The 21,707-nt window shown below is 44.5% G+C and carries 18 protein-coding genes and 8 tRNA genes; 20 read left to right on the forward strand and 6 right to left on the reverse strand.

The features are described from left to right. The first annotated feature begins 219 nt into the window (after window positions 1-219). Window positions 220-1,194, forward strand: coding sequence for an elongation factor P--(R)-beta-lysine ligase (epmA, locus tag LDO37_RS01710; RefSeq protein WP_126605749.1), 975 nt, complete (start codon window positions 220-222; stop codon window positions 1,192-1,194). 322 nt (window positions 1,195-1,516) lie between these two features. Here epmA and LDO37_RS01715 read toward each other — a convergent pair whose 3' ends face one another. The 5 genes from LDO37_RS01715 to rsgA form a co-directional block, all read right to left on the reverse strand. Next, window positions 1,517-2,404 (reverse strand): DMT family transporter, encoded by an 888-nt coding sequence (locus LDO37_RS01715; protein WP_126605750.1) that lies wholly within the window; start codon window positions 2,402-2,404, stop codon window positions 1,517-1,519. A gap of 65 nt (window positions 2,405-2,469) precedes the next feature. Then, complete coding sequence (locus tag LDO37_RS01720) at window positions 2,470-3,183, reverse strand: glycerophosphodiester phosphodiesterase (protein WP_126605751.1); 714 nt, start codon at window positions 3,181-3,183, stop codon at window positions 2,470-2,472. A 17-nt stretch (window positions 3,184-3,200) separates the two neighbouring features. After that, complete coding sequence (locus LDO37_RS01725; protein ID WP_126605752.1) at window positions 3,201-4,616, reverse strand: SLC13 family permease; 1,416 nt, start codon at window positions 4,614-4,616, stop codon at window positions 3,201-3,203. Window positions 4,617-4,798: 182 nt separating this feature from the next. Then, window positions 4,799-5,665 (reverse strand): archaetidylserine decarboxylase, encoded by an 867-nt coding sequence (gene asd / locus LDO37_RS01730; RefSeq protein WP_126605753.1) that lies wholly within the window; start codon window positions 5,663-5,665, stop codon window positions 4,799-4,801. A gap of 134 nt (window positions 5,666-5,799) precedes the next feature. Continuing rightward, window positions 5,800-6,855: a small ribosomal subunit biogenesis GTPase RsgA gene (gene rsgA, locus LDO37_RS01735; RefSeq protein WP_126605754.1), complete on the reverse strand. Its 1,056-nt coding sequence runs from the start codon at window positions 6,853-6,855 to the stop codon at window positions 5,800-5,802. Window positions 6,856-6,935: 80 nt separating this feature from the next. On the opposite strand from rsgA, the gene orn reads away from it, so the two are divergent. The 9 genes from orn to LDO37_RS01780 all read left to right on the forward strand — a co-directional run bounded on the left by orn (window position 6,936) and on the right by LDO37_RS01780 (window position 8,669). Continuing rightward, window positions 6,936-7,481: an oligoribonuclease gene (gene orn, locus LDO37_RS01740; protein ID WP_101111227.1), complete on the forward strand. Its 546-nt coding sequence runs from the start codon at window positions 6,936-6,938 to the stop codon at window positions 7,479-7,481. A 242-nt stretch (window positions 7,482-7,723) separates the two neighbouring features. Then, a tRNA-Gly gene (locus LDO37_RS01745) sits at window positions 7,724-7,799 on the forward strand. Between the two features lie 63 nt (window positions 7,800-7,862). Beyond that, window positions 7,863-7,939 (forward strand) — tRNA-Met (locus LDO37_RS01750). A gap of 32 nt (window positions 7,940-7,971) precedes the next feature. Beyond that, window positions 7,972-8,047: transfer RNA gene (locus LDO37_RS01755), tRNA-Gly, on the forward strand. A 64-nt stretch (window positions 8,048-8,111) separates the two neighbouring features. Further along, window positions 8,112-8,188, forward strand: a tRNA-Met gene (locus tag LDO37_RS01760). A gap of 32 nt (window positions 8,189-8,220) precedes the next feature. Further along, a tRNA-Gly gene (locus LDO37_RS01765) sits at window positions 8,221-8,296 on the forward strand. A gap of 49 nt (window positions 8,297-8,345) precedes the next feature. After that, window positions 8,346-8,421: transfer RNA gene (locus LDO37_RS01770), tRNA-Gly, on the forward strand. A gap of 63 nt (window positions 8,422-8,484) precedes the next feature. Continuing rightward, window positions 8,485-8,561: transfer RNA gene (locus LDO37_RS01775), tRNA-Met, on the forward strand. Window positions 8,562-8,593: 32 nt separating this feature from the next. Then, window positions 8,594-8,669, forward strand: a tRNA-Gly gene (locus LDO37_RS01780). A 785-nt stretch (window positions 8,670-9,454) separates the two neighbouring features. Here the strand turns inward: LDO37_RS01780 and queG are convergent. After that, complete coding sequence (queG, locus tag LDO37_RS01785) at window positions 9,455-10,567, reverse strand: tRNA epoxyqueuosine(34) reductase QueG (protein WP_126605755.1); 1,113 nt, start codon at window positions 10,565-10,567, stop codon at window positions 9,455-9,457. 236 nt (window positions 10,568-10,803) lie between these two features. Between queG and tsaE the strand changes: the two genes are divergently transcribed. From tsaE to LDO37_RS01835, 10 genes are all read left to right on the forward strand, one after another. After that, entirely contained in the window at window positions 10,804-11,268 is a 465-nt protein-coding gene (gene tsaE / locus LDO37_RS01790; RefSeq protein ID WP_126605756.1) for a tRNA (adenosine(37)-N6)-threonylcarbamoyltransferase complex ATPase subunit type 1 TsaE, read from the forward strand. Beyond that, on the forward strand, window positions 11,262-12,974 hold the full coding sequence (locus LDO37_RS01795; RefSeq protein WP_126605757.1) for an N-acetylmuramoyl-L-alanine amidase: 1,713 nt from the start codon (window positions 11,262-11,264) through the stop codon (window positions 12,972-12,974). Before tsaE ends, LDO37_RS01795 begins: the two co-directional genes overlap by 7 nt. Beyond that, window positions 12,974-14,989: a DNA mismatch repair endonuclease MutL gene (mutL, locus tag LDO37_RS01800; protein ID WP_126605758.1), complete on the forward strand. Its 2,016-nt coding sequence runs from the start codon at window positions 12,974-12,976 to the stop codon at window positions 14,987-14,989. The genes LDO37_RS01795 and mutL overlap by 1 nt, the downstream gene beginning before the upstream one ends. Next, the gene (gene miaA, locus LDO37_RS01805) at window positions 14,989-15,921 is read left to right on the forward strand and encodes a tRNA (adenosine(37)-N6)-dimethylallyltransferase MiaA (RefSeq protein WP_126605759.1); all 933 of its coding nucleotides are present in this window, start codon (window positions 14,989-14,991) and stop codon (window positions 15,919-15,921) included. The genes mutL and miaA overlap by 1 nt, the downstream gene beginning before the upstream one ends. A 115-nt stretch (window positions 15,922-16,036) precedes the next feature. Continuing rightward, entirely contained in the window at window positions 16,037-16,300 is a 264-nt protein-coding gene (gene hfq / locus LDO37_RS01810) for an RNA chaperone Hfq (protein ID WP_101111222.1), read from the forward strand. A gap of 26 nt (window positions 16,301-16,326) precedes the next feature. Continuing rightward, window positions 16,327-17,616, forward strand: a complete 1,290-nt coding sequence (gene hflX, locus LDO37_RS01815; protein WP_101111221.1) for a ribosome rescue GTPase HflX — start codon at window positions 16,327-16,329, stop codon at window positions 17,614-17,616. A gap of 45 nt (window positions 17,617-17,661) precedes the next feature. Continuing rightward, a complete protein-coding gene (hflK, locus tag LDO37_RS01820; protein ID WP_126605760.1) occupies window positions 17,662-18,843 on the forward strand; it encodes an FtsH protease activity modulator HflK in 1,182 nt (393 codons plus the stop codon). Window positions 18,844-18,896: 53 nt separating this feature from the next. Next, entirely contained in the window at window positions 18,897-19,895 is a 999-nt protein-coding gene (gene hflC, locus LDO37_RS01825; protein WP_399481190.1) for a protease modulator HflC, read from the forward strand. 76 nt (window positions 19,896-19,971) lie between these two features. After that, window positions 19,972-20,157 carry a DUF2065 domain-containing protein gene (locus LDO37_RS01830; RefSeq protein WP_126605762.1) on the forward strand — a complete coding sequence of 62 codons (186 nt, stop codon included), beginning with the start codon at window positions 19,972-19,974 and terminating at the stop codon, window positions 20,155-20,157. A 199-nt stretch (window positions 20,158-20,356) separates the two neighbouring features. Continuing rightward, complete coding sequence (locus LDO37_RS01835) at window positions 20,357-21,673, forward strand: adenylosuccinate synthase (RefSeq protein WP_126605763.1); 1,317 nt, start codon at window positions 20,357-20,359, stop codon at window positions 21,671-21,673. Window positions 21,674-21,707: the final 34 nt, after the last annotated feature.

Here is a 21,707-nt window from a genome sequence, read left to right on the forward strand (position 1 = left end):
ATTCCTGTAGGTATATTAAAAGAGCTCCAATACGGAAAAATTGATTCATTTAGGTTTTTGCTTCGGTAATGCAAACAAGAGCATAAAATTTCTGAAATGTGTGATTTTAGTCACTGACGTCCAATGTGAACATTAATGGCGGTGGAAGAAGAATCGCCGCTGGAAGAGAAAGAGGAGCACGGCTAAAATAAGGCGCTTAAACACCCAAAGAGAGATTGTATGTCCACCATGAACTGGCAACCGACCGCTGATATTGCGCAGTTGAAGCAACGCGCGGAATTGATTGGAAAGATACGTACGTTTTTTCAACGCAACGATGTATTGGAAGTCGATACTCCCGCGATGAGCCACGCTACGGTAACGGATATTCACCTACATACCTTCCAAACCCAATTTGTGGGACCAGACTATGCTGACGGGCGTTCTCTCTATTTAATGACCAGCCCTGAGTTTCACATGAAACGTCTGCTTGCCGCAGGCAGTGGCTCGATCTATCAGATTTGTAAGTCGTTTCGAAATGAAGAAAACGGGCGATTTCACAATCCCGAATTTACTATGTTGGAGTGGTATCGAATTGGATTTAATCATCATGATTTGATGGATGAAATGGATGAGCTACTTCAACTTACCCTTGCTTGCGAGAAAGCGGTTCGCATGACCTATCAAAATGCTTTTTTGTCGGTGTTAGGGGTGTGCCCACTGGAAGATTCCATGGACATCTTAAAGCGAGCAGCAGGCGAATTGGGCTTAAGCGATATTGCGCAATCAGAAGAAGACAGAGACACGTTATTACAGCTTCTGTTTAGCGTTGGCGTCGAAAACAAGATAGGGCAGGATGCCCCAGTGTTTGTGTATGATTTTCCTGCCTCCCAAGCAGCGCTAGCAAAAATCAATCAGCAAGACCCGAGAGTAGCGGATCGATTTGAAGTCTATTTCAAGGGGATTGAACTCGCGAATGGGTTCCATGAACTGGATAATCCTTCCGAGCAGTTATCGCGATTTGAACAAGACAATAAACAGCGAATCGGCATGGGTTTGAGCGAGCAGCCCATTGATTATCATCTAATCGAGGCCTTAAAAGCAGGGTTGCCACAGTGTGCTGGTGTTGCGCTGGGGATCGACCGTTTGGTTATGTTAGCACTGGGAGAAGAGCATATTGATCGCGTCACTGCCTTCTCGTTTCCAAGAGCTTGAGTACAGGCTAGAGAAAACAATAATTGCGGCTGGGCGAGTGCAAATAAACAAAAACCACCTAAGCGGTGGTTTTTGTTTATCACAATGTATTTGGCATCAACAATTCGATAAGCAGCACTTACGTTGAAACAAGTATCTTAACTTGTTGATGCAGTAATGTTTCTCGAAGTAGGAAGCTTCGATACCTCATTACCAAAGGTATTTAGGATTCAAGGTCGGGATTGAGTCGTACTCTCGTTCCACAGACTTTGACAATATATCCCTAAAATATTTTTAATGCAAATGGTTCTCAATAGCGTTTTGTTTTTAGCTAAAGGACCCGTTAAGTAATAAGAATCCCCGTCCCTATTACCGCTAAGATTGCGCCTATCCAAGCATAGGGGTTTGGGCGTTGTCGCGTGTAAACCCACAGTAAAGGCAATACCATGATGGGTGTGGTTGAAGAGAGTAATGCGACCATGCCGACATTGCCGTCTCGCAGGGCATAAAGAATCAGTGTCATGCCGACCGCCATTGCCAAAAAACCATTAATGGCGCATATCCAAAGGACGCGTAAATTGATGGGTTTAATCGGGCGAGACAGTTTGGCTCCGGTCATTCTAAAAGCACAATGCGCAAGAAATGCGGTAATCATTCGAATGGCTGACGCAGCAACGGGATCGATGTTGCCCTGCATGACGGGTTTTGCAATGACCCCACCTAAAGCCTGACAAATCGCCGCGAGCAAACCTAACGCGAGCCCAATGGCGACGCTGCCTTGTATCACTTCCCACTCGTGTTGACCTTGTTTTTTCTTTCCAAAGAAAATGGCGGCCATTACACCTGAAAAAACCAGTACCGATCCGAATAGTTCAGTTCCGCTTAATGTTTCGCTGAATATCCAGTACCCCAGAATGGCTGAAAACACGGCATGGCAAGAAAAAAGTAAGCCTGCTTGTCTTGGCCCCATGCGGTTCATACACGCGAATAGAGCGGTATCCCCAATGAAGATTCCCACTAACCCAGACAATGCCATAGGTAATATATGTTCACTGGTTATGGTTGCCCAACCACCGGTAAATAGCGCCATAATAATGAGAATGATGGAAGTACAACCCATCCGCCACCGGCTGTAGGAAAAGGAACCTAAATGTCTCGCGGGTGTAACAGAGATAATGCTGGAAATTGCCCAGAGAAAAGCGGCCGCTAAAGCAAGCCATTCGTATGACATCGCGTTTGAAGAACAGGTGGTTATAAAAAACTCACTATGCCTGAATTACTGGGCAACAACTAGCTTTATTTCCAGTGAAATTCTTTGGGTTGTGGGAAGTGTTCTATTGCTTTATTTGGGCAATCACAGAATACGCCATCCACTCCGATTTCATTCAGCCATTGCCAGTCTTCAAGTTGATTAACGGTATAAACATAAACAGAAAGCCCACGTTGTTTCGCGTCTTTGACATAGTCCTCATCCATCACATCAAGGCTAATGTTTATCGATACTGCGTTCAGGTTTTCAGCAAACTCAGCTTTATCGAGACCCTTTGAGCTAGTTAAAGCGCCAATGAGCACGCTTGGCTTAGTTCGCTGTATTTCGGCAAGCCAGTCATGGTTAAAAGAAGAAACGATTAACTGGTGATTCGAGAATTGGAACTGCTCCGTTGCGAGATCAAGATGATGATAGAGTAAAGAGAGATCCGAGATACCTTTAAGCTCAATATTCAAAGCACATTGACCTTTTACAAGAGCGAGCACCTGCTTTAATGTTGGGATCTCCTCGCCATTGCCCGCATCTAGTTTGCTTAATGAATCGCGGTCAAACCACTTAAGTAATCCTATGCCATTTGTGGTTCGATTAAGCCATTTGTCGTGGATGACCCAAAGTTCACCATCGTGTTCGTGGATATCCAGTTCTATTGCAGGTGCGCCACTATCTACGGCCGCTTGAAAAGCAGACAAGGTGTTTTCAGGGTGGGTCGCTCGCGCACCTCGATGGGCAATGATGATCATGTTTGGGCTCCGTCAGATCAGTAAAATATCCACATCGCAGAGTATACGATTCCAAGACCAATTACGCCCATGATAACGCCAGTTTTTGCCATATCTTTGCTGTCTATTAGCCCTGTGGAGTACGCAAGAGAATTCGGTGGTGTAGAAACTGGCAGAATCATGCCTAAGGATGCAGAAAAAGCCACAACGACGAGCAGTGATTGCAAACCCCCTATGCTGGCTAGTGAGGGCATCGATGCCCCAATCGCAGCAGCAATGGGCATCAAAAGGTTAGCGGTCGCGGTATTCGACATAAAGTTGGCCATCAGCCAGCACACAACAGACAATGTGAGTACGACGGCAATTGGCGATAACGATTCATAATCGATAGCATGAGCCAGAGCGCTAGCTAACCCCGTTTTATCCAAGCCGATACCAATCGCTATGCCACCTGCAACCAGCCATAACACATCCCAATTGATTTGCTTGAGCTCTGCTTTTCCCATTATTCCTGTGAGGGTGAATACCGTGAGCGGAATGATGGAAACCACATACGTATTCATGCCATGAAGTTTCGTCGTCATCCACAACACAATGGTGAGTGCAAAGGTGATGTAAACCGTAATGGCTCGCCAACCTCGCTTAAAAGTACCGCTGAGTTTGAGTGTCATGCTTTTTTGCGAGGCAGGAAAAAGCTTTTGCAGAAGCAGCCAAGCGATGGTCAGTTGAATAAAGACAAAAGGCAGCCCCATCATCATCCAAGATAGAAAATCAATACTGTGCTCACCAGTTAGATACTGTAAAGCGATAGCGTTGGGTGGTGTCCCTATCGGTGTGGCAATACCTCCCGTATTTGCAGCTATGGGAATGCAAAGCACCAGGGCTTTGATGCCTGTATCTCCTTTTGGCGCTGAAGCCACAATCGGACCAAGTAGGGCGAGCATCATGACTGTCGTTGCGGTATTCGACATAAACATGGAAAACACAGCGGTTATCAGCATAAGACCTAACATGATGAATCTAGGCTGGTGGCCGAAAGGTTTCAGGAGGACTCGGGCTAAATTATTGTCTAGATCGTATTTGGCAGCGGCAATCGCGAGCGCAAATCCACCCATAAACAAAATGATAATGGGTGAAGAGAACGCACTAAAAATATCGGTATATGTGAGAAGTTCTCCTAACTCATGATGTTCGGGGGCGATTCGAAATGGATATAGCCCTTTATCCGAAATCATCACGAGTTGAAGTGCAATGATGAGGATTGAAGTTGCGAAAACAGGGACTGGCTCCAAAACCCAAAGCAATGCTGCAAGCAAGAATATCGTGAGTAAACGATGTTGTACCAACGTCAGGTTATCGATAGGAATGGAATCGGTAGGAATAAGAAGGACAATAACGGGAATAGCGAAACTGAAAGCGAGTTTAAACCAAACCGAGGAGTTGCTCTTTACCATAATCTATCTCGTTGAAGCCTTAATCTAGAGGCAGAATAAATTAAGATTCGGTGGTGTACTTAGATCGTGTCGGTAATTTGGAAAGGTGCTTGTGGCTATTGAATAGAAGTTTGTTTTTTATCAAAAAAGGCAGGTTTTCACCTGCCTTCATCGGGGTATCTTTATTTGAGTATACTGCGCAGTTAGTCTTTCGATTGATGCGCGTAAGGTGTACCCATCATCGTCGGAGCGTTTAGCTGCATACTGTCATCGAACTTGATGCTGTCTTTCGCGAATAGGTTGATAACGGTTGAGCCAAGCTTAAAGCGACCCATTTCCTCACCTTTTTTCAGTACAACAGATTTGTTGCCTTCTGCTGGGTAATCCCAAGTATAAACAGTGTTGCCACGAGGTGGAGTGACAGTGCCTGACCATACTAGCTCGATGCTGCCAACAATGGTTGCGCCAACCAGCACTTGTGCCATCGGACCAAGTTCAGTATCGAAGATACAAACAACACGTTCGTTGCGAGCGAATAAGTTAGGAACGTTTTCCGCTGTTAATGGGTTTACTGAAAACAAATCGCCTGGCACATAAATCATTTTACGCAGTGTGCCGTCACAAGGCATATGTACCCTGTGGTAGTCACGTGGAGATAGATAAAGCGTTGCAAATTCGCCATCAACAAACTCTCTAGCCAAGGCTTCACTGCCACCTAGCAACTCTTGCGCCGAATAGTTGTGACCTTTTGCTTGAATAAGCTGACCGTCTTCAATTGGACCGAATTGGCTTACACAGGCATCGGCTGGGTGCGAAATGACGGAATCACCTTCAGCAAGAGGGCGAGCCCCTTCTTTTAGCTCACGTACGAAAAACTCGTTGAAAGTTTTGAAATAAGCAGGATCCGAATGCAAAGCTTCGTCCATGTTGACGTTGTATTGCTTGATAAACCAACGAATTACGGCTGTGGTTAGGCTGCCTGCTTTTGCGCTCGCCAGTTTACCGACAAGGCGCGTTAATCCATGTTGTGGAATCCAGTACTGGAGACTCACTTTAATTTTATCTAACACAATTGATTCCAATTTGTTCTACAAGTCGGCGCGAGATGTTACTGAATCTCACTTCTGTTGTCAGCTTCTTTACAAAAAGGGTTTACGATTTGCCACAAATTTGTGGCAAATATCGCCAAGTGGGAGTCTTATGATTACAAATCAGCTTTTTTATTGCGTGAGTACTGCCTGTTGGCTTTGTTCTCGCCCATGCTCTCAATAATGCGGTGGTAGTTTTCAAAACGAACACTGCTGATCTCTCCGCGTTCGACCGCTTCACGAATAATACAGCCAGGGTCATCATTGTGTTTACAATCGCGAAATTTGCAGCCGCCTAAGAACGGTCGAAATTCGACAAAAGCTTCCGTAACTTCTTCTGCTTCTAAGTGCCAAAGACCGAATTCACGAACTCCCGGAGAATCGATAAGGTCGCCCCCTTTAGGGAAATGGTACAGTCTCGCGGTGGTCGTTGTGTGTTGCCCCAATCCCGAGTTTTCCGATACGGCGCCTTCTTCAGCATCAACTTCTGGCATTAATGCGTTGACTAAGCTGGATTTTCCGACACCAGATTGTCCCACAAAGATGTTAATTCTATCTTTAAGCTCGACTTGCAGTTCTTCGATCCCTTCTCCGGATTCCTTACTGACCAACAGAACTTTGTAGCCAATTTTCTCGTATGCCGTTAACCATTCGCTGTAGGTTTCGCGCTGCGCGCTGTCAAGCAAGTCAATTTTATTCAAGACGATTAAAGGTTCAATATTCAATGTCTCGGAAGCAACAAGGTAGCGGTCAATAATATTCAGAGAAAGTTCAGGTAATACAGAGGATACGATCACCATTTGGTCAATGTTCGCAGCGACAGGTTTTAAGCCGTCGTAGTAGTCAGGACGGGTCAAAATGGAGGTTCTCGGCTCGACGGCTTCAACCACCCCCGCGATGCCTGCCATAGATTCATGACCAGATCGCCAGATAACTTTGTCACCAGAGACTAAACTTTCAATACCACGTCTGAGATTGCAGCGATGAACGCTTCCAGATTCACTGTCTTCAATGTCGGCGTGTTGACCAAAACGAGTGATGACCAGCCCTGACTTGGCTGATCCCAACATAGACTCTTCCCATTGGATGGTTTCTTCTTGGGTTAATCGCTTTTTTTGGTTATGACGAACGCGTCGTACTTGACCTTTTGTGAGCTTTTTCTTTTTTGCCACGGATTATCAACTTCTTTGGTTGGAATTCCAAAATAGGTGGGTATGATACCTCTTTTATCAACAAAATAGGCAATTCATCTATGTCGTTCAGCGATCAAAACTTAATTTGGATCGATCTCGAGATGACAGGGTTAGACCCTGAAACCCATAAGATCATTGAAATCGCTACCATTGTTACCGATAGTGAGCTCAATATTCTCGCTGAAGGACCCGTTCTCGCTATTCATCAACCTGAAGAAGAGCTTGCGAAAATGGATGAATGGTGCACAACCACTCATACGGGCAGTGGCTTAGTGGCTCGTGTTAAACAAAGTACAGTGACAGAGCAGCAAGCCATCGATCAAACCATAGAATTCTTAAAAAAATGGGTACCTGCAGGTAAGTCGCCAATCTGCGGCAACAGTGTTGGGCAGGATCGCCGTTTTCTTTATGAGTTCATGCCAGAGCTTGAAGCATACTTCCACTACCGATATATCGATGTCAGTACCATTAAAGAACTGACACGTCGCTGGCAGCCAGAGGTGCTAACACAATTTTCTAAAACAGGTAGCCACCTTGCTTTGGATGATATTCGTGAGTCCATTGCTGAACTTCAGTTTTATCGCAAGCAAGTATTTAGCATCTAAGTACTTCTCAATTCTTCCCGTATTGTCTTTCTGAGGTGTTGGAGAATACGGGGATCTGTGAATTTCGAGTCTTTTAGGATCAACCTTAATGATTGAATTGATTAAGGGATGAACGAATACAGTGGCTTTTGTTTCTTTTTCAATCAAACTGACAATTTTTTTGATTTTTTTGAATGAAGGGCTTGCATCAAAAGAAAATGCTCTTATAATTCGCAGCCCTAAACGACGGAAACGTTGTGAATGCGACACTAGCTCAGCTGGTAGAGCGCAACCTTGCCAAGGTTGAGGTCACGAGTTCGAACCTCGTGTGTCGCTCCAATTTCCACTTAGTTTGGAAATGAAAAGCTTTCATCATGCTTTAAATGATGATTACAATACGGACGCGGGGTGGAGCAGCTTGGTAGCTCGTCGGGCTCATAACCCGAAGGTCGTCGGTTCAAATCCGGCCCCCGCAACCAAATTTAGATTGATTGCTATTGCGATGAATCATGCGACACTAGCTCAGCTGGTAGAGCGCAACCTTGCCAAGGTTGAGGTCACGAGTTCGAACCTCGTGTGTCGCTCCAAATTCCTTCCCATTTTGGGAAATATAAGCGCTCATCATGCTTTGAATGATGACTACAATACGGACGCGGGGTGGAGCAGCTTGGTAGCTCGTCGGGCTCATAACCCGAAGGTCGTCGGTTCAAATCCGGCCCCCGCAACCAAATTTAGATTGATTGCTAACGCGATGAATCATGCGACACTAGCTCAGCTGGTAGAGCGCAACCTTGCCAAGGTTGAGGTCACGAGTTCGAACCTCGTGTGTCGCTCCACTTTCTAGCAAGAAAGTACAAAAGCTTTTATCGTGCTTAACGATGATCTGCGACACTAGCTCAGCTGGTAGAGCGCAACCTTGCCAAGGTTGAGGTCACGAGTTCGAACCTCGTGTGTCGCTCCAGATTCTTTCCCTTATGGGAAATATAAGCGCTCATCATGCTTTAAATGATGATTACAATACGGACGCGGGGTGGAGCAGCTTGGTAGCTCGTCGGGCTCATAACCCGAAGGTCGTCGGTTCAAATCCGGCCCCCGCAACCACATTCAGATTGATTGCTACTGCGATGAATCATGCGACACTAGCTCAGCTGGTAGAGCGCAACCTTGCCAAGGTTGAGGTCACGAGTTCGAACCTCGTGTGTCGCTCCAATTTTTTCAAAGAAAAAATACAACCTTACTAAGGTTGAGGTCACGCCTAGTTCCTTGAAGATCAAGAACCTCGTGTATCGCTCCAAATTTCCGCTTGGAAACTAACTTGTTTAGAAACTAAAAGCGTTTAGAAAGTAAAAATTCTCACTAAAACTGTTAGTGACGATTCTCCCGAAAGGGAATGATGTGAAGACGCATCAACCGCTCTTTATCAATGCTGTGAAGCATTACCCCAGAAAGAAACAAAACAATCACCCAGTCGGGTGTTTTTTTTCGTTTTCAATTTACAGCTAGTCAACGCCATAAATGGTGCTCAGTTTTCCACTGCTTTTGATAAGTATATAGGGGAACGTGCCGCATGTTTACAATTTAGCTAACAGACTTATCCACAATCTATATTCTGTGGATAACTTGGTTGATAAATTGTTTTATTAAGAAGTTTTGAAAGGATTTGCAAGGATCTTTCTTTTACTTTCGGCGTCACAGCTAAAGATGAAACTCATGTAAGCCTTTGTATATCAAGCGATGAGGGGTGTTTTTGTTTTTTAGTACATGTAAGAGTTAAGATCATTAACTCATATTTTTTTGATCCTCGTCATTTATTGTGTCTGTGTTTAACTTTTCGTTATCCAGCTATCTGTGCTACCAAATTCACTTTTTTCCACATAGAGCACTTTTTGAGAATTACATCAAATTATAGGTACAAATACCGTCTCAGATTTTGAACTTTTAATTACAGGAAATAAATTTGGTGGCGTTTTATAAGTGGTTAGTTACATAGGCTACTATGCATCTCTGGGTAGACCCTTTTGGATTATCCTAATTAAGCGCTCTTTTTTCCTGTCCTTGATGGGTGTTTTTGCCATTTGACTGTCGATTGCCCATTGGATGTGTTCATCTAAATTGTCATCTATTCCAATTCGCTCACGAAGAGCATAGACGATACCCTGAGAAAAGGGCGCATTTCCCATCGCGACCGCAATATTTCTCATCCATTGAATGTGACCAATGCGTCGAATCGCAGAGCCTTCCATCTTTTTCAAAAATTCTTGTTCAGACCAAGATATCAAAGTAATCAGATCGGAAGACCCAAAGGCATCGCGTCGATAAAAGTCGGATTGATCCGTGATGTCTGCTTCGCGGTTCCATGGACATACCAATTGGCAATCGTCACAACCGTATATCCTGTTACCCATTTTAGCGCGAAGCTCTACTGGGATTTTTCCACTCAACTCAATAGTTAAATACGAAATGCAAAGTCGAGAGTCGATTACGCCTTCACTTATGATGGCACCCGTTGGGCATGAGGTTATGCATGCCTTGCAGCTTCCGCATTGATCGGTAGATGGCTCATCAATAGGCAAAGGCAAATCAATCAACAGTTCACCTAGAAAGAACCAAGAACCGGAGCCTTCATCTAATATAAGTGAGTGTTTTCCTGTCCAGCCTAATCCAGCTTTCTGAGCTAATGGGCGCTCTAAGAGTGGTGCCGAATCAACAAATGGACGGTATCCAAATTTTCCCGCCTCTTGCTCTATACGTTGTCCAAGCTTTTTAAGCTGATTGCGCACTAACTTGTGATAATCCCGCCCAAGGGCGTATCGGCTAATGTAACCTTGGGTGGTGTCGTTAAGGTTACTTGCAAATTGAGCATCTGGAGGAAGGTAGTTCATACGAGCGCTGATCACCCGAACGGTTCCAGGCAATAACTCATCGGGTCTAGCTCGCATCATACCGTGTCGAGCCATCCAGTCCATTTCTCCGTGGTATCCTGCATCCAGCCAGTCTTGCAGTGGTTTCTCGTGCTCTTTTAAGTCGACATCGCAAATGCCAACTTTCTGGAAGCCAAGTTCTATAGCCCACTGTTTAATTTTGACGGCGAGTTCGGAGTAATCCATGATGCTAATAGCGTGAAAAATGGGCGACGATTCTAACTGATCCTATAAGTAAAAAGAACACCTTTCCAGAGCAGAGCTTAGATAAATAGGGCTAGTCTAGGATAGGAGGTGCCATATGGAGCATTTTTTATCGTTTCTTAACAGATAAGATCTTGTCTCTCAAAACCAACACGGTTTACTATTCCGTTTCTTTTGAATTTTATATAGTCGTTGATCGGCACTGGAACATGCAACAAATGAACATGAAACAATATTCCCTCATTGATGAAAACGCGACGGTCGAATTTGGACAGCGAATAGCGAAGGCATGTACCCAGCAAACAACTATTTACTTGCATGGCGATCTGGGTGCTGGCAAGACGACATTCAGCCGCGGCTTTATACGGTTTTTAGGGCATATTGGTAATGTTAAAAGCCCAACTTATACATTAGTGGAGCCCTACCAGTTAAAAGATTGGCAAGTTTATCATTTTGACTTGTATCGACTGGCAGACCCAGAAGAATTGGAATTTATGGGTATTCGTGACTATTTTACTCCTGATGCGATCTGCCTTGTAGAGTGGCCCGAAAAAGGTGAAGGGCTTCTGCCTTCTCCTGACTTGGATATTGAATTGAAATATGACCAGACTCAACGTGTTGCTACGGTCACAGCGAATACGGATTATGGTCATGCTTTGCTTAAGAACTTGGAGTCGTGTTGATTTATAAGCAATTTCGAGCGTTTTTACTGTTTGCTTTCTTTTTTCTGTTCGGGGTTGCTGCCAAAGTATCGGCGAATACGCTTGAGGGAGTGAGGGTTTGGCCCTCACCTGAAGAAACTCGTATCGTCATTGATTTGAGCAGTGAAGCCAATTACAGCTACTTTACACTAACGAATCCAGTGCGATTGGTTGTCGATCTTAAACAGACGAATGTGAAGGCTAAACTTCCCATCAATGTGAAAGATTCAGCCGTATTGAAGAAAATTCGAAAAAGTACCCCACCGACTAAAGGGACTTATCGCTTAGTCTTCGAACTGAAGAAGAAAACTACCCCGAATTTATTCAAGTTAAGACCGACACCTGGTGGTCAGTATGGTCATCGTCTTGTGATTGACTTGCCTCACGGTAAAGTCAGTAAACCAGTCAAAGCTCAGCCATCAAATCCAATTGTTCCTTCTAAACCTTCCCCGAGTAAGGATGCTTCCCAATTTTTAGGCAATGCTGACGTGATTATTGCCATTGATCCAGGGCATGGTGGTGAAGATCCAGGTTCTATTGGTCCCACAAAAAAATATGAAAAGCATGCCACGCTCATCATTTCAAAGAAATTAGCCAGCGAATTAAACCAAGTCCGCGGAGTACGAGCCGTTCTTACTCGAACAGGGGATTACTTTGTTAACCTGAACAAGCGCTCTTCGATCGCTCGGAAGAATAAAGCACATCTTCTTGTGTCAGTGCATGCCGACAGTTTCCGTTCACCACAGCCACGCGGTGGTTCTGTTTTTGTGCTCAATGTTCGTCGCGCCAATAGTGAAATTGCTCGTTGGGTCGAAAAACACGAGGAACAATCAGAACTTTTAGGTGGCGCGGGTGAAGTGTTATCCAAGGTTAATAACGACAGAAACGTCAGCCAGACCTTGCTGGATCTCAAATTCAGTCACTCACAAAAAGAAGGGTACAAGGTCGCGACCAAAATTCTGAAAGAAATGGGCAAAGTAACTCGCCTTCATAAGAAAGAGCCAGTTCATGCAAGCCTAGCGGTCTTGAAGTCTCCGGATATCCCATCGGTATTGGTTGAAACGGGTTTTATGTCTAACCCGGTAGAAGAAAAGCTGTTGTTCCAGCGTTCGCATCAAAACAAACTGGCAAAAGCATTATCGAAAGCGATTGTGAGTTACTTTGAAGCAAACCCACCGGAAGGTACTTGGTTGGCGAACAAAGGGGCAACCATTAAACACAAAGTGGTACGCGGAGAGTCGCTGTCGCGAATTGCACAAAAATACGGAACGACAACAAAAGCCATTGTCGCGACGAATAAGCTAAAAAGCACCAATATTTCTGTTGGGCAAGTATTGCTCATCTCAGGTGACGCCCCAACTACACCGTCTGTGAAAACACAGGTCATTACGCATGTAGTCAAACCGGGCGAGTATCTAGGTAAGATTGCGAGTAAATATAAGGTGTCTGTTGCGAGTATTAAACAGCAAAATAAGTTGAAATCGAATACGCTAAGAGTAGGGCAGAAGTTAAAAATTCAAGTTAAATTGAAAGATAAGCCAGTGGTGAAACACAAAGTGAGAAAAGGTGAATATCTTGGCAAAATTGCTTCCCAATATGGCGTAACGACTTCCGCAATCAAAAAAGTGAACAACCTTAAATCTGACACCTTATCGGTAGGACAGATTTTGATCATCCCGAGCAAATAATGACGATAAAGATACTGCCTGCACGATTAGCGAACCAAATTGCCGCAGGTGAAGTGGTCGAAAGACCCGCGTCTGTTGTAAAAGAACTGGTTGAAAATAGCTTAGATTCAGGCGCAACTCGTATAGATATCGATATTGATAAAGGTGGCGCTAAGCTGATTCGTGTTCGAGATAACGGCAAAGGCATCATTAAAGATGAGCTTGGACTTGCGCTGAGTCGTCATGCTACATCGAAGATCCATACATTGGATGACCTCGAAGCCATTATGAGCTTAGGGTTTCGAGGTGAGGCGCTGGCCAGTATTAGCTCCGTTGCTCGATTGACGATGACATCACGACCTGCAACTCAAGATCAGGCATGGTCTGCATACAGTGAAGGTCGAGATATGGAGGTAAAACTCCAGCCAACCGCACACCCGATTGGTACTTCCGTTGAAGTGTTGGATTTGTTTTTTAACACGCCTGCTCGCCGAAAATTCTTACGTACTGAGAAAACAGAATTCTCACATATTGATGAATTGCTAAAGCGCATTGCCTTAAGCCGTTTTGATGTGACCATCAATTTACGTCATAACGGAAAAATGATTCGACAGTATCGCGCAGCAAAAACCGAACGGCAGGAAGAGGCGCGTATCGCAGCGGTTTGTGGCGGTGCATTTGTCAGACACATGTTGAAGATTGAGTTGGAGCACCAAGGGCTGAAATTGCATGGCTGGATCACGACTCCAGAAGGGGCTCGTCAGCAAAGCGACTTACAATATTGTTATGTGAATGGACGAATGATGAGAGATAAACTGATCAATCATGCCATTCGCCAGAGCTATGAAAACAGCTTAAGCCCCGATCAGTATGCCACCTACGTATTGTTCATTGAACTCGATCCACACCAAGTTGATGTGAACGTGCATCCTGCGAAACACGAAGTACGTTTCCATCAAGCAAGGCTGGTACATGACTTTATTTACCAAGCATTGAGTGATGCATTATCGCAAAGCGAAGTTATTGCTCCTGTAGAAGCACGTGCGTCTGCATATCATCAACCGACGACGAATGAAGAACAACACCGTGTAATGGAAGCTATTGCGAGTTCACCGGCATACCCAAGAAAAGCTGAGCCAGCTTCCTACAACGAAGCGCTTTCCACTCAGCGAATTACCGATGCTGTACCAAGTGATATTAACGAGTATCATCAAAAAAACGTCTCGCCATCAACAAGCTTCTCATCACCTACAAACCGCTCATCAGCCACAAACAATGAATGGCAGCAAACAAAAACGCCAAACAGTTCCGGGTCTGTTGGCAGTAAAAACAAACCGCAGTTTAAAGAAGAAGCGCCAAGTTGGCAGGAAGTCAAAGCATACAAAGAGCTACTTAATACTCCTGAAGATACAAAGCCCATTGAGCACACAGAGGCAAGTACATCAAAACCTCAAGATGCTCTAGAAACGAAACGTGATCACTTTGTATTGGGTAAAGCATTTACGGTTGTTCGTGAGCAATATTTGTTGATGGAAGCGAAGCCGGAATGTGTGCTGGTTAACTTACCGAGAGCAGAGTGGCACCGAACTCAATGCCAACTGTCGGCGAGTGAAGCGCCTTTAAAAGCTCAGCCTCTTCTTGTGCCACTTTCGATCAAACTGGATAAGAACTTGGTAGAGCAGGTTTCACAATTTGATACTTTGCTGCAACGGCTTGGAATTCAGCTGCGCGAAAAAAATGCACGCAGTATCATGGTAATGGCGGTACCACAGCCTATCAGGCAGCAAAACTTACAACTCTTGATACCAGATCTGTTATCGTATCTGCAGAACCAAACCCAAGAGATTGAAGCGAAGTTAGTTTCTAATTGGTTGGCGACTGAAGTCACTCAGGTTAAAGCAACCTACTCAACATCGGAAGCCATACAATTAATTTCGGATATTGAAAACCTGAATGACGGGCGACTGCCTGTCGATGATCCAGTGTTTTGTCAGCCGATTGACTTCGCATCAACCATTGCAGCAATGAATTCGTGATGACAGATAAACTTCCATTGGCCCTGTTTTTGATGGGACCGACAGCGTCGGGTAAAACCGAAGTAGCAATACGATTAAGACAAAAATACCCTGTTGAGATCATTAGCGTTGATTCCGCTTTGATCTATAGAGGCATGGATATTGGAACGGCAAAACCCGATGAGCGAGAGCAAGAGCTTGCACCGCACCGCCTGATCGATATTCTCGATCCTAGCGAATCGTATTCCGCAGCGGATTTTCGTCGAGACGCACTGGAACAAATGCATGATATCGCTTCGAAAGGAAAAATTCCGCTGCTGGTTGGTGGAACTATGCTGTATTACAAGGCTCTATTAGAAGGACTATCGCCTTTGCCTGCGGCAGATCCTGCAATTCGTCAAGAAATAGAGCAAGATGCGTTGACTTTAGGTTGGTCAGCGTTGCACGATAAACTGAAAGAAATTGATCCTGTATCAGCGAAGAGAATTCACCCGAATGATCCACAAAGATTGTCACGGGCATTGGAAGTTTACAAAATTTCAGGTAAAACTCTTACTGAACTGACCAAAAAGCAAGGTAAACCCTTGCCATTTAGGGTAAAGCAATTTGCGATAGCCCCCAAGGAAAGGGCAGAGCTCCACCGCCGTATCGAGCTTCGATTCGAAAAAATGATCAGTGCTGGATTTGAAGAAGAAGTTCAAGCGTTATACGCTAGAAAAGATCTTCATCCGGATCTACCTTCGATTCGATGTGTTGGTTACAGGCAAATGTGGGACTATTTGGATGGGAATTGTACGTTGGATGAGGCGGTTTTTCGCGGAATCTGTGCAACCCGTCAATTGGCCAAGCGACAGATCACCTGGCTGCGCAGCTGGAATGATTTAACTTGGTTAGATAGCGAAAACATTGAAGATGCACAAGAAACTATGTCAAATGCCATAGCATCTGATTGACTTCACTGTGTATAATGTGATCGTTTTTGCGCACTTTTTCATTTAGCTCGAATGCAAAAACAGCTCTCGGAATAGCTAAATAAAATTAAAAATACAATCAAATAAGGAAAATAAAATGGCTAAGGGGCAGTCTTTACAAGACCCATTTCTAAATGCGCTACGTCGTGAGCGTGTACCCGTATCTATCTACCTCGTTAACGGTATTAAACTTCAAGGTCAGATCGAATCTTTTGATCAGTTTGTGATCTTGTTGAAAAACACTGTTAACCAAATGGTTTACAAGCATGCGATCTCTACTGTGGTACCTGCTCGTGCGGTAACGCACCACAGCAACACAGAACGTTCTTCTGAGCGTCCACAAGAGAAATCTGAAGATTAATAGTACTTTAGTAAGGAGTTGAGTGCTTGTTTGACCGTTATGAAGCCGGTGAACAGGCTGTACTTGTTCATATCAACTTCACGCAAGAAGGTGAATGGGATGATCTAGCAGAATGTGAAATGCTAGTGAAGTCCGCAGGGGTTGAAGTTCTGCAAGTTGTCACAGGCAGTCGTCAGTCCCCACACCCTAAATACTATGTCGGGGAGGGTAAAGCTCAGGAAATTGCTCAAGCAGTGCTAAGCGCTGGAGCAGAAATCGTGATCTTTAACCACTCCCTTTCTCCTGCCCAAGAAAGAAACCTCGAACAACTCTTTAAGTGTCGTGTATTGGACCGAACCGGTCTGATCTTAGATATCTTTGCTCAACGCGCTCGAACCCATGAAGGTAAGCTGCAAGTAGAACTGGCTCAATTACGCCATCTCTCGACGCGCCTAATTCGTGGTTGGACGCATTTGGAGCGACAAAAAGGTGGGATAGGTCTTCGAGGACCAGGTGAAACTCAGCTAGAAACTGACCGACGTTTATTGCGTGATCGTATAAAAGCCATTCTTCGACGCCTTGATAAGGTAGCGAAGCAAAGGGAGCAAGGTCGCCGAGCTCGTAATCGTGCAGAAATCCCAACCTTATCTTTGGTCGGTTACACCAATGCGGGTAAATCGACATTATTTAATCGGATCACCGAAGCAGGTGTTTACGCAGCGGATCAATTATTTGCTACGTTAGACCCAACTTTACGTAAGATTGAATTAGACGATGTGGGAGTTGCTATTTTGGCGGATACCGTTGGATTTATCCGACATCTTCCCCATGACTTAGTCGCTGCATTTAAAGCCACATTACAAGAAACGCAAGAAGCTGACATTTTGTTACATGTTGTCGATGCCAGTGACGAGCGTTTTCGTGAGAATATCCATGCTGTTCATGAAGTACTAGAAGAGATTGATGCCCATGAGGTGCCAATGCTTGTCGTCATGAACAAGATTGACAATATGGAAGGTCAGAAACCCAGAATTGAATATGACGAAGAGGGTATACCTCAACGTGTTTGGGTTTCGGCAATGGAAGGCGAAGGCTTGAAACTGTTGTTTGATGCTCTAACCAAACGGTTGGCGAGTCAAATGGTGCAGTATCACCTCCGAATTCCGCCCCAATATCAGGGGAAATTTCGAAGTACATTCTTCCAATTGAAAAGTATTCAACAAGAGGCGTATGATAAGGAAGGTAACTTACTGATCGACGTCCGAATGCAACAAGTAGATTGGTCTAGACTAGAAAAAAGAGAAGGGGCAGTTTTAGGTGACTTTATAGTTACTTAAAGGACTGCTACAGTATAACGTCATATCAAATGATGGAGCTTTCTAATGGCGTGGAATGAGCCTGGAAATAACAACGGCGATAATGGCCGCGATAAAGACCCTTGGGGTAATAAAAATCGTGGTCGTGATCAAGGTCCACCAGATTTAGATGAAGTGTTTAATAAGCTGAGTCAGAAACTGGGTGGAAAATTTGGTAAGCGCGGAGGCAACGGAGCTTCTATCGGTGGCGGTGGTGCTATCGGTTTAGGTTTGATTGCAGTTGTTGCCATCGTAATTTGGGTAGTGTCTGGTTTCTACACTGTCGGCGAAGCAGAGCGTTCTGTTGTTTTACGCCTAGGTAAAGAAGACCGTATTGAAGGTCCTGGTCTTAAGTGGCACCCTAAATTTATCGATTCTTATGAACTGGTTAACGTACAAGCGATTCGCTCACTAAGAGCTTCTGGCTTGATGCTTACAAAAGATGAAAACGTTGTAACCGTTGAAATGGGTGTTCAGTACCGTGTTTCTGACCCATACAAATACCTATATACAGTAACTAATGCCGATGACAGCTTGCGTCAGGCTACTGATTCTGCGCTTCGTGCGGTAATTGGTGATTCCCTGATGGATAGCATTCTTACGAGTGGCCGTCAGCAAATTCGTCAAAGCACGCAAGAAACATTAAATCGCATTATCGATGGTTACGATATGGGTATTGTGGTTGTGGATGTGAACTTCCAATCAGCGCGTCCACCTGAGCAGGTAAAAGATGCGTTTGATGACGCGATTGCGGCTCGAGAAGATGAAGAGCGTTTTGTTCGTGAAGCAGAAGCTTATAAGAATGAAATCTTACCTAAAGCGACTGGTCGTTCAGAACGTTTGAAGAAAGAAGCTTTGGGTTATTCTGAACGTACAATCAACGAAGCACTTGGTCAGGTCGCTCAATTTGAGAAGTTATTACCTGAATACCAAGCGGCTCCTGATGTAACTCGTGATCGTTTGTACTTAGATACAATGGAAGAGGTGTACACCAGTACATCTAAAGTTCTGATTGATTCTGAGTCTAGCGGTAACCTACTGTACTTGCCAATCGATAAGATTACAGGTCAGGCAGCAGAGGCTTCAAATACTAAACGTAAGGCGAAATCGACATCTGCATATGATCAGATTGAATTGGAATCAGAGCGTACTGATACCTCATCATCTACGCAGTCTCGCTCTAACGGCTCACGTCAAGGGAGATACTAATTATGCGTAAATTAATGATCCCTGTACTCGTTGTAGCGCTTGCGCTGTTCCTAATGTCTGTATTTGTTATCCCTGAAGGCGAAAAGGGTATTGTTATCCGGTTCGGTGAAGTACAAAAAGACACGAAAACAGAAACTGTTGTAGAAAACGGCACAGAAACAGTCGTAGACGTTCTAGATGAAAACGGCGAACCCGTTATTATCTCTAAGATCTACAACCCTGGTCTGCACTTCAAACTACCTTTGTTTGATCGCGTAAAGCGTCTTGACGCACGTATTCAAACGATGGATGGGCGTGCTGACCGTTTTGTAACATCTGAGAAAAAAGACGTAATCATCGATTCTTACGTTAAGTGGAGAATTGACGACTTTGGTCAGTACTACTTGGCAACAGGTGGTGGTGATTCACTGACGGCTCAAGCACTACTTGAGCGTAAAGTGACGGATGTTCTTCGTTCTGAAATCGGTGCTCGTGAGATCAAGCAGATTGTATCTGGTCCTCGAAATGTCGATGTACTCCCAGAAGATTTGAACACTGAAGAGTTAGCATCTGAAGCGGCTAAACAAGCTCTAGAGATTGACGGTGAGCGTGACAAGATCATGGCTGATGTACTTAACGATACTCGCGTAAGCGCAAGTAACGATTTAGGTATTGAAGTGGTTGACTTCCGTATGAAGAAAATCAACTTACCAGATGAGATCAGTGAATCAATCTATCGTCGTATGCGTGCTGAGCGTGAATCTGTAGCGCGTAAACACCGTTCTCAAGGTCGTGAAAAAGCCGAAGTTATTCGTGCTCAAGCGGAACTTGAAGTGGCGACCGTGCTGGCTGAAGCAGACAGAACTGCGCGAGTCACACGAGGTGAGGCTGATGCGAGAGCTGCTAAGATTTACTCTGATTCATACAGTAAAGATCCTGAGTTCTTTAGTTTCCTTCGCTCTCTAAATGCGTATGAGAAATCATTCAGCAGTAAGAGTGATATTCTTGTGCTTGACCCGAACAGTGAGTTCTTCAAGTACATGAATGACGCTAGAGGCCAAGTAGCTAAGTAGCGCTAGGACATAAAATGTAGAAAGCCCCGAAAGGGGCTTTTTTGTACCCATTAACCCAACATCAAGAAGATACGTTATGTCAGACTCCCTATGGCTTGCACTTGGATTGGTTCTCGTTGTTGAAGGTCTTGGTCCGTTACTTGCCCCTAACGGGTGGCGTAATATGATCAAGCAGCTTAGCGATCAAGAAGATAACCAGCTGAGAAGAATTGGCGGTTGTTTAGTTGTGGCTGGAGCGGTCATCGCTTACGTATTTACTTAGGTGCCTTTCAGAGCTCGGTATACAACGATTTTCTCTATAAATATAAGGGCTTTTGCCCATTATTATTCTAATGCTCGATTATTATTCCTTCTGGGACATAAGGTTAAGCAAGTGTTTCACTTTTATGCCTAAAAAATGACTGCATCTTTTATTTTAAGGTGCTAGAATCCATTTTTAACTAGCAATCAGACTTGGAAAGATGGGAAATAACGTAGTCGTTCTAGGCACCCAGTGGGGTGACGAAGGTAAAGGTAAAATCGTAGACCTTTTAACTGAAGATGCAAAATACGTGGTTCGCTACCAAGGCGGTCACAATGCAGGTCACACTCTAGTCATCGACGGTGAAAAAACCGTTCTTCATTTAATTCCATCAGGTATTCTTCGCGATAACGTAAAATGTGTTATCGGTAATGGTGTTGTTCTATCACCTGAAGCACTTCTAAAAGAAATGAAACCTCTTGAAGAGCGTGGCATCCCAGTGAGCGAGCGTCTTTTCATTTCTGAAGCTTGTCCTTTAATTCTTCCTTACCACATTGCTCTTGATCAAGCGCGTGAAATCGCTCTTGGTAAAAAAGCAATTGGTACAACAGGTCGTGGTATTGGTCCTGCCTACGAAGATAAAGTCGCTCGTCGCGGTCTTCGCGTGGGTGATTTATTCGATAAAGAAGCATTTGCAGAGAAATTGAAAGAAGTTATGGAATACCATAATTTCCAGTTAGCGAACTTCTATAAAGTTGAGCCAGTAAGCTACGAAGAAGTGCTTGAGCAAGCGATGAGCTATGCTGACCTTCTAACGTCTATGGTTATCGACGTGACTGATGAGCTTGATGCCGCTCGTAAGCGTGGTGATAAGATCATGTTTGAAGGTGCTCAAGGTACGCTACTGGATATTGACCACGGTACTTATCCTTTTGTGACGTCGTCTAACACGACAGCAGGTGGTGTTGCAGCAGGTTCTGGTTTTGGTCCTCGTCACATCGGTTATATCCTTGGTATTACTAAGGCATATTGTACGCGTGTAGGTTCAGGTCCTTTCCCTACCGAACTGTATGATGGTCTTGATAAGCAAGACCCTGTTGGTAAACACCTAGGTGATGTAGGTCACGAGTTTGGTGCGACAACGGGTCGCCTGCGCCGTACTGGTTGGTTTGATGCAGTGGCTATGCGCCGTGCAATTCAGATAAACTCTATTTCTGGTTTCTGTTTAACGAAGCTAGACGTACTGGACGGTCTAGAAGAGCTGAAAATCTGTACTGGTTACAAGATGAAAGATGGCTCTATCCTAGAGGTTTCACCAATGGCTGCTGAATCATTTGAAGAAGCGACGCCAATTTACGAAACTATGCCTGGTTGGTCTGAGACCACTTTCGGTGCTAAGTCAATCGATGCGCTTCCTCAAGCTGCTCTTGACTACATTAAGCGCATTGAAGAGTTGACAGGTGTACCAGTAGATATCGTTTCTACAGGTCCTGACCGCAATGAAACTATCATCAAAGTTCACCCATTCAACTCGTAACCAACTGAACTTTAGATAATTTAGAATGCCAGCT

It is taken from the genome of Vibrio penaeicida, from assembly GCF_019977755.1.
In the GTDB taxonomy this organism is placed as follows: Bacteria; Pseudomonadota; Gammaproteobacteria; order Enterobacterales; family Vibrionaceae; genus Vibrio; species Vibrio penaeicida.

Coding starts and splice junctions, on each gene's coding strand:
- epmA (WP_126605749.1), top strand. CDS start 220: ATGTCCACCATGAACTGGCAACCGACCGCTGATATTGCGCAGTTGAAG.
- LDO37_RS01715 (WP_126605750.1), bottom strand. CDS start 2,404: ATGTCATACGAATGGCTTGCTTTAGCGGCCGCTTTTCTCTGGGCAATT.
- LDO37_RS01720 (WP_126605751.1), bottom strand. CDS start 3,183: ATGATCATCATTGCCCATCGAGGTGCGCGAGCGACCCACCCTGAAAAC.
- LDO37_RS01725 (WP_126605752.1), bottom strand. CDS start 4,616: ATGGTAAAGAGCAACTCCTCGGTTTGGTTTAAACTCGCTTTCAGTTTC.
- orn (WP_101111227.1), top strand. CDS start 6,936: ATGTCGTTCAGCGATCAAAACTTAATTTGGATCGATCTCGAGATGACA.
- queG (WP_126605755.1), bottom strand. CDS start 10,567: ATGGATTACTCCGAACTCGCCGTCAAAATTAAACAGTGGGCTATAGAA.
- tsaE (WP_126605756.1), top strand. CDS start 10,804: ATGAACATGAAACAATATTCCCTCATTGATGAAAACGCGACGGTCGAA.
- mutL (WP_126605758.1), top strand. CDS start 12,974: ATGACGATAAAGATACTGCCTGCACGATTAGCGAACCAAATTGCCGCA.
- miaA (WP_126605759.1), top strand. CDS start 14,989: ATGACAGATAAACTTCCATTGGCCCTGTTTTTGATGGGACCGACAGCG.
- hfq (WP_101111222.1), top strand. CDS start 16,037: ATGGCTAAGGGGCAGTCTTTACAAGACCCATTTCTAAATGCGCTACGT.
- hflK (WP_126605760.1), top strand. CDS start 17,662: ATGGCGTGGAATGAGCCTGGAAATAACAACGGCGATAATGGCCGCGAT.
- hflC (WP_399481190.1), top strand. CDS start 18,897: ATGTCTGTATTTGTTATCCCTGAAGGCGAAAAGGGTATTGTTATCCGG.
- LDO37_RS01830 (WP_126605762.1), top strand. CDS start 19,972: ATGTCAGACTCCCTATGGCTTGCACTTGGATTGGTTCTCGTTGTTGAA.
- LDO37_RS01835 (WP_126605763.1), top strand. CDS start 20,357: ATGGGAAATAACGTAGTCGTTCTAGGCACCCAGTGGGGTGACGAAGGT.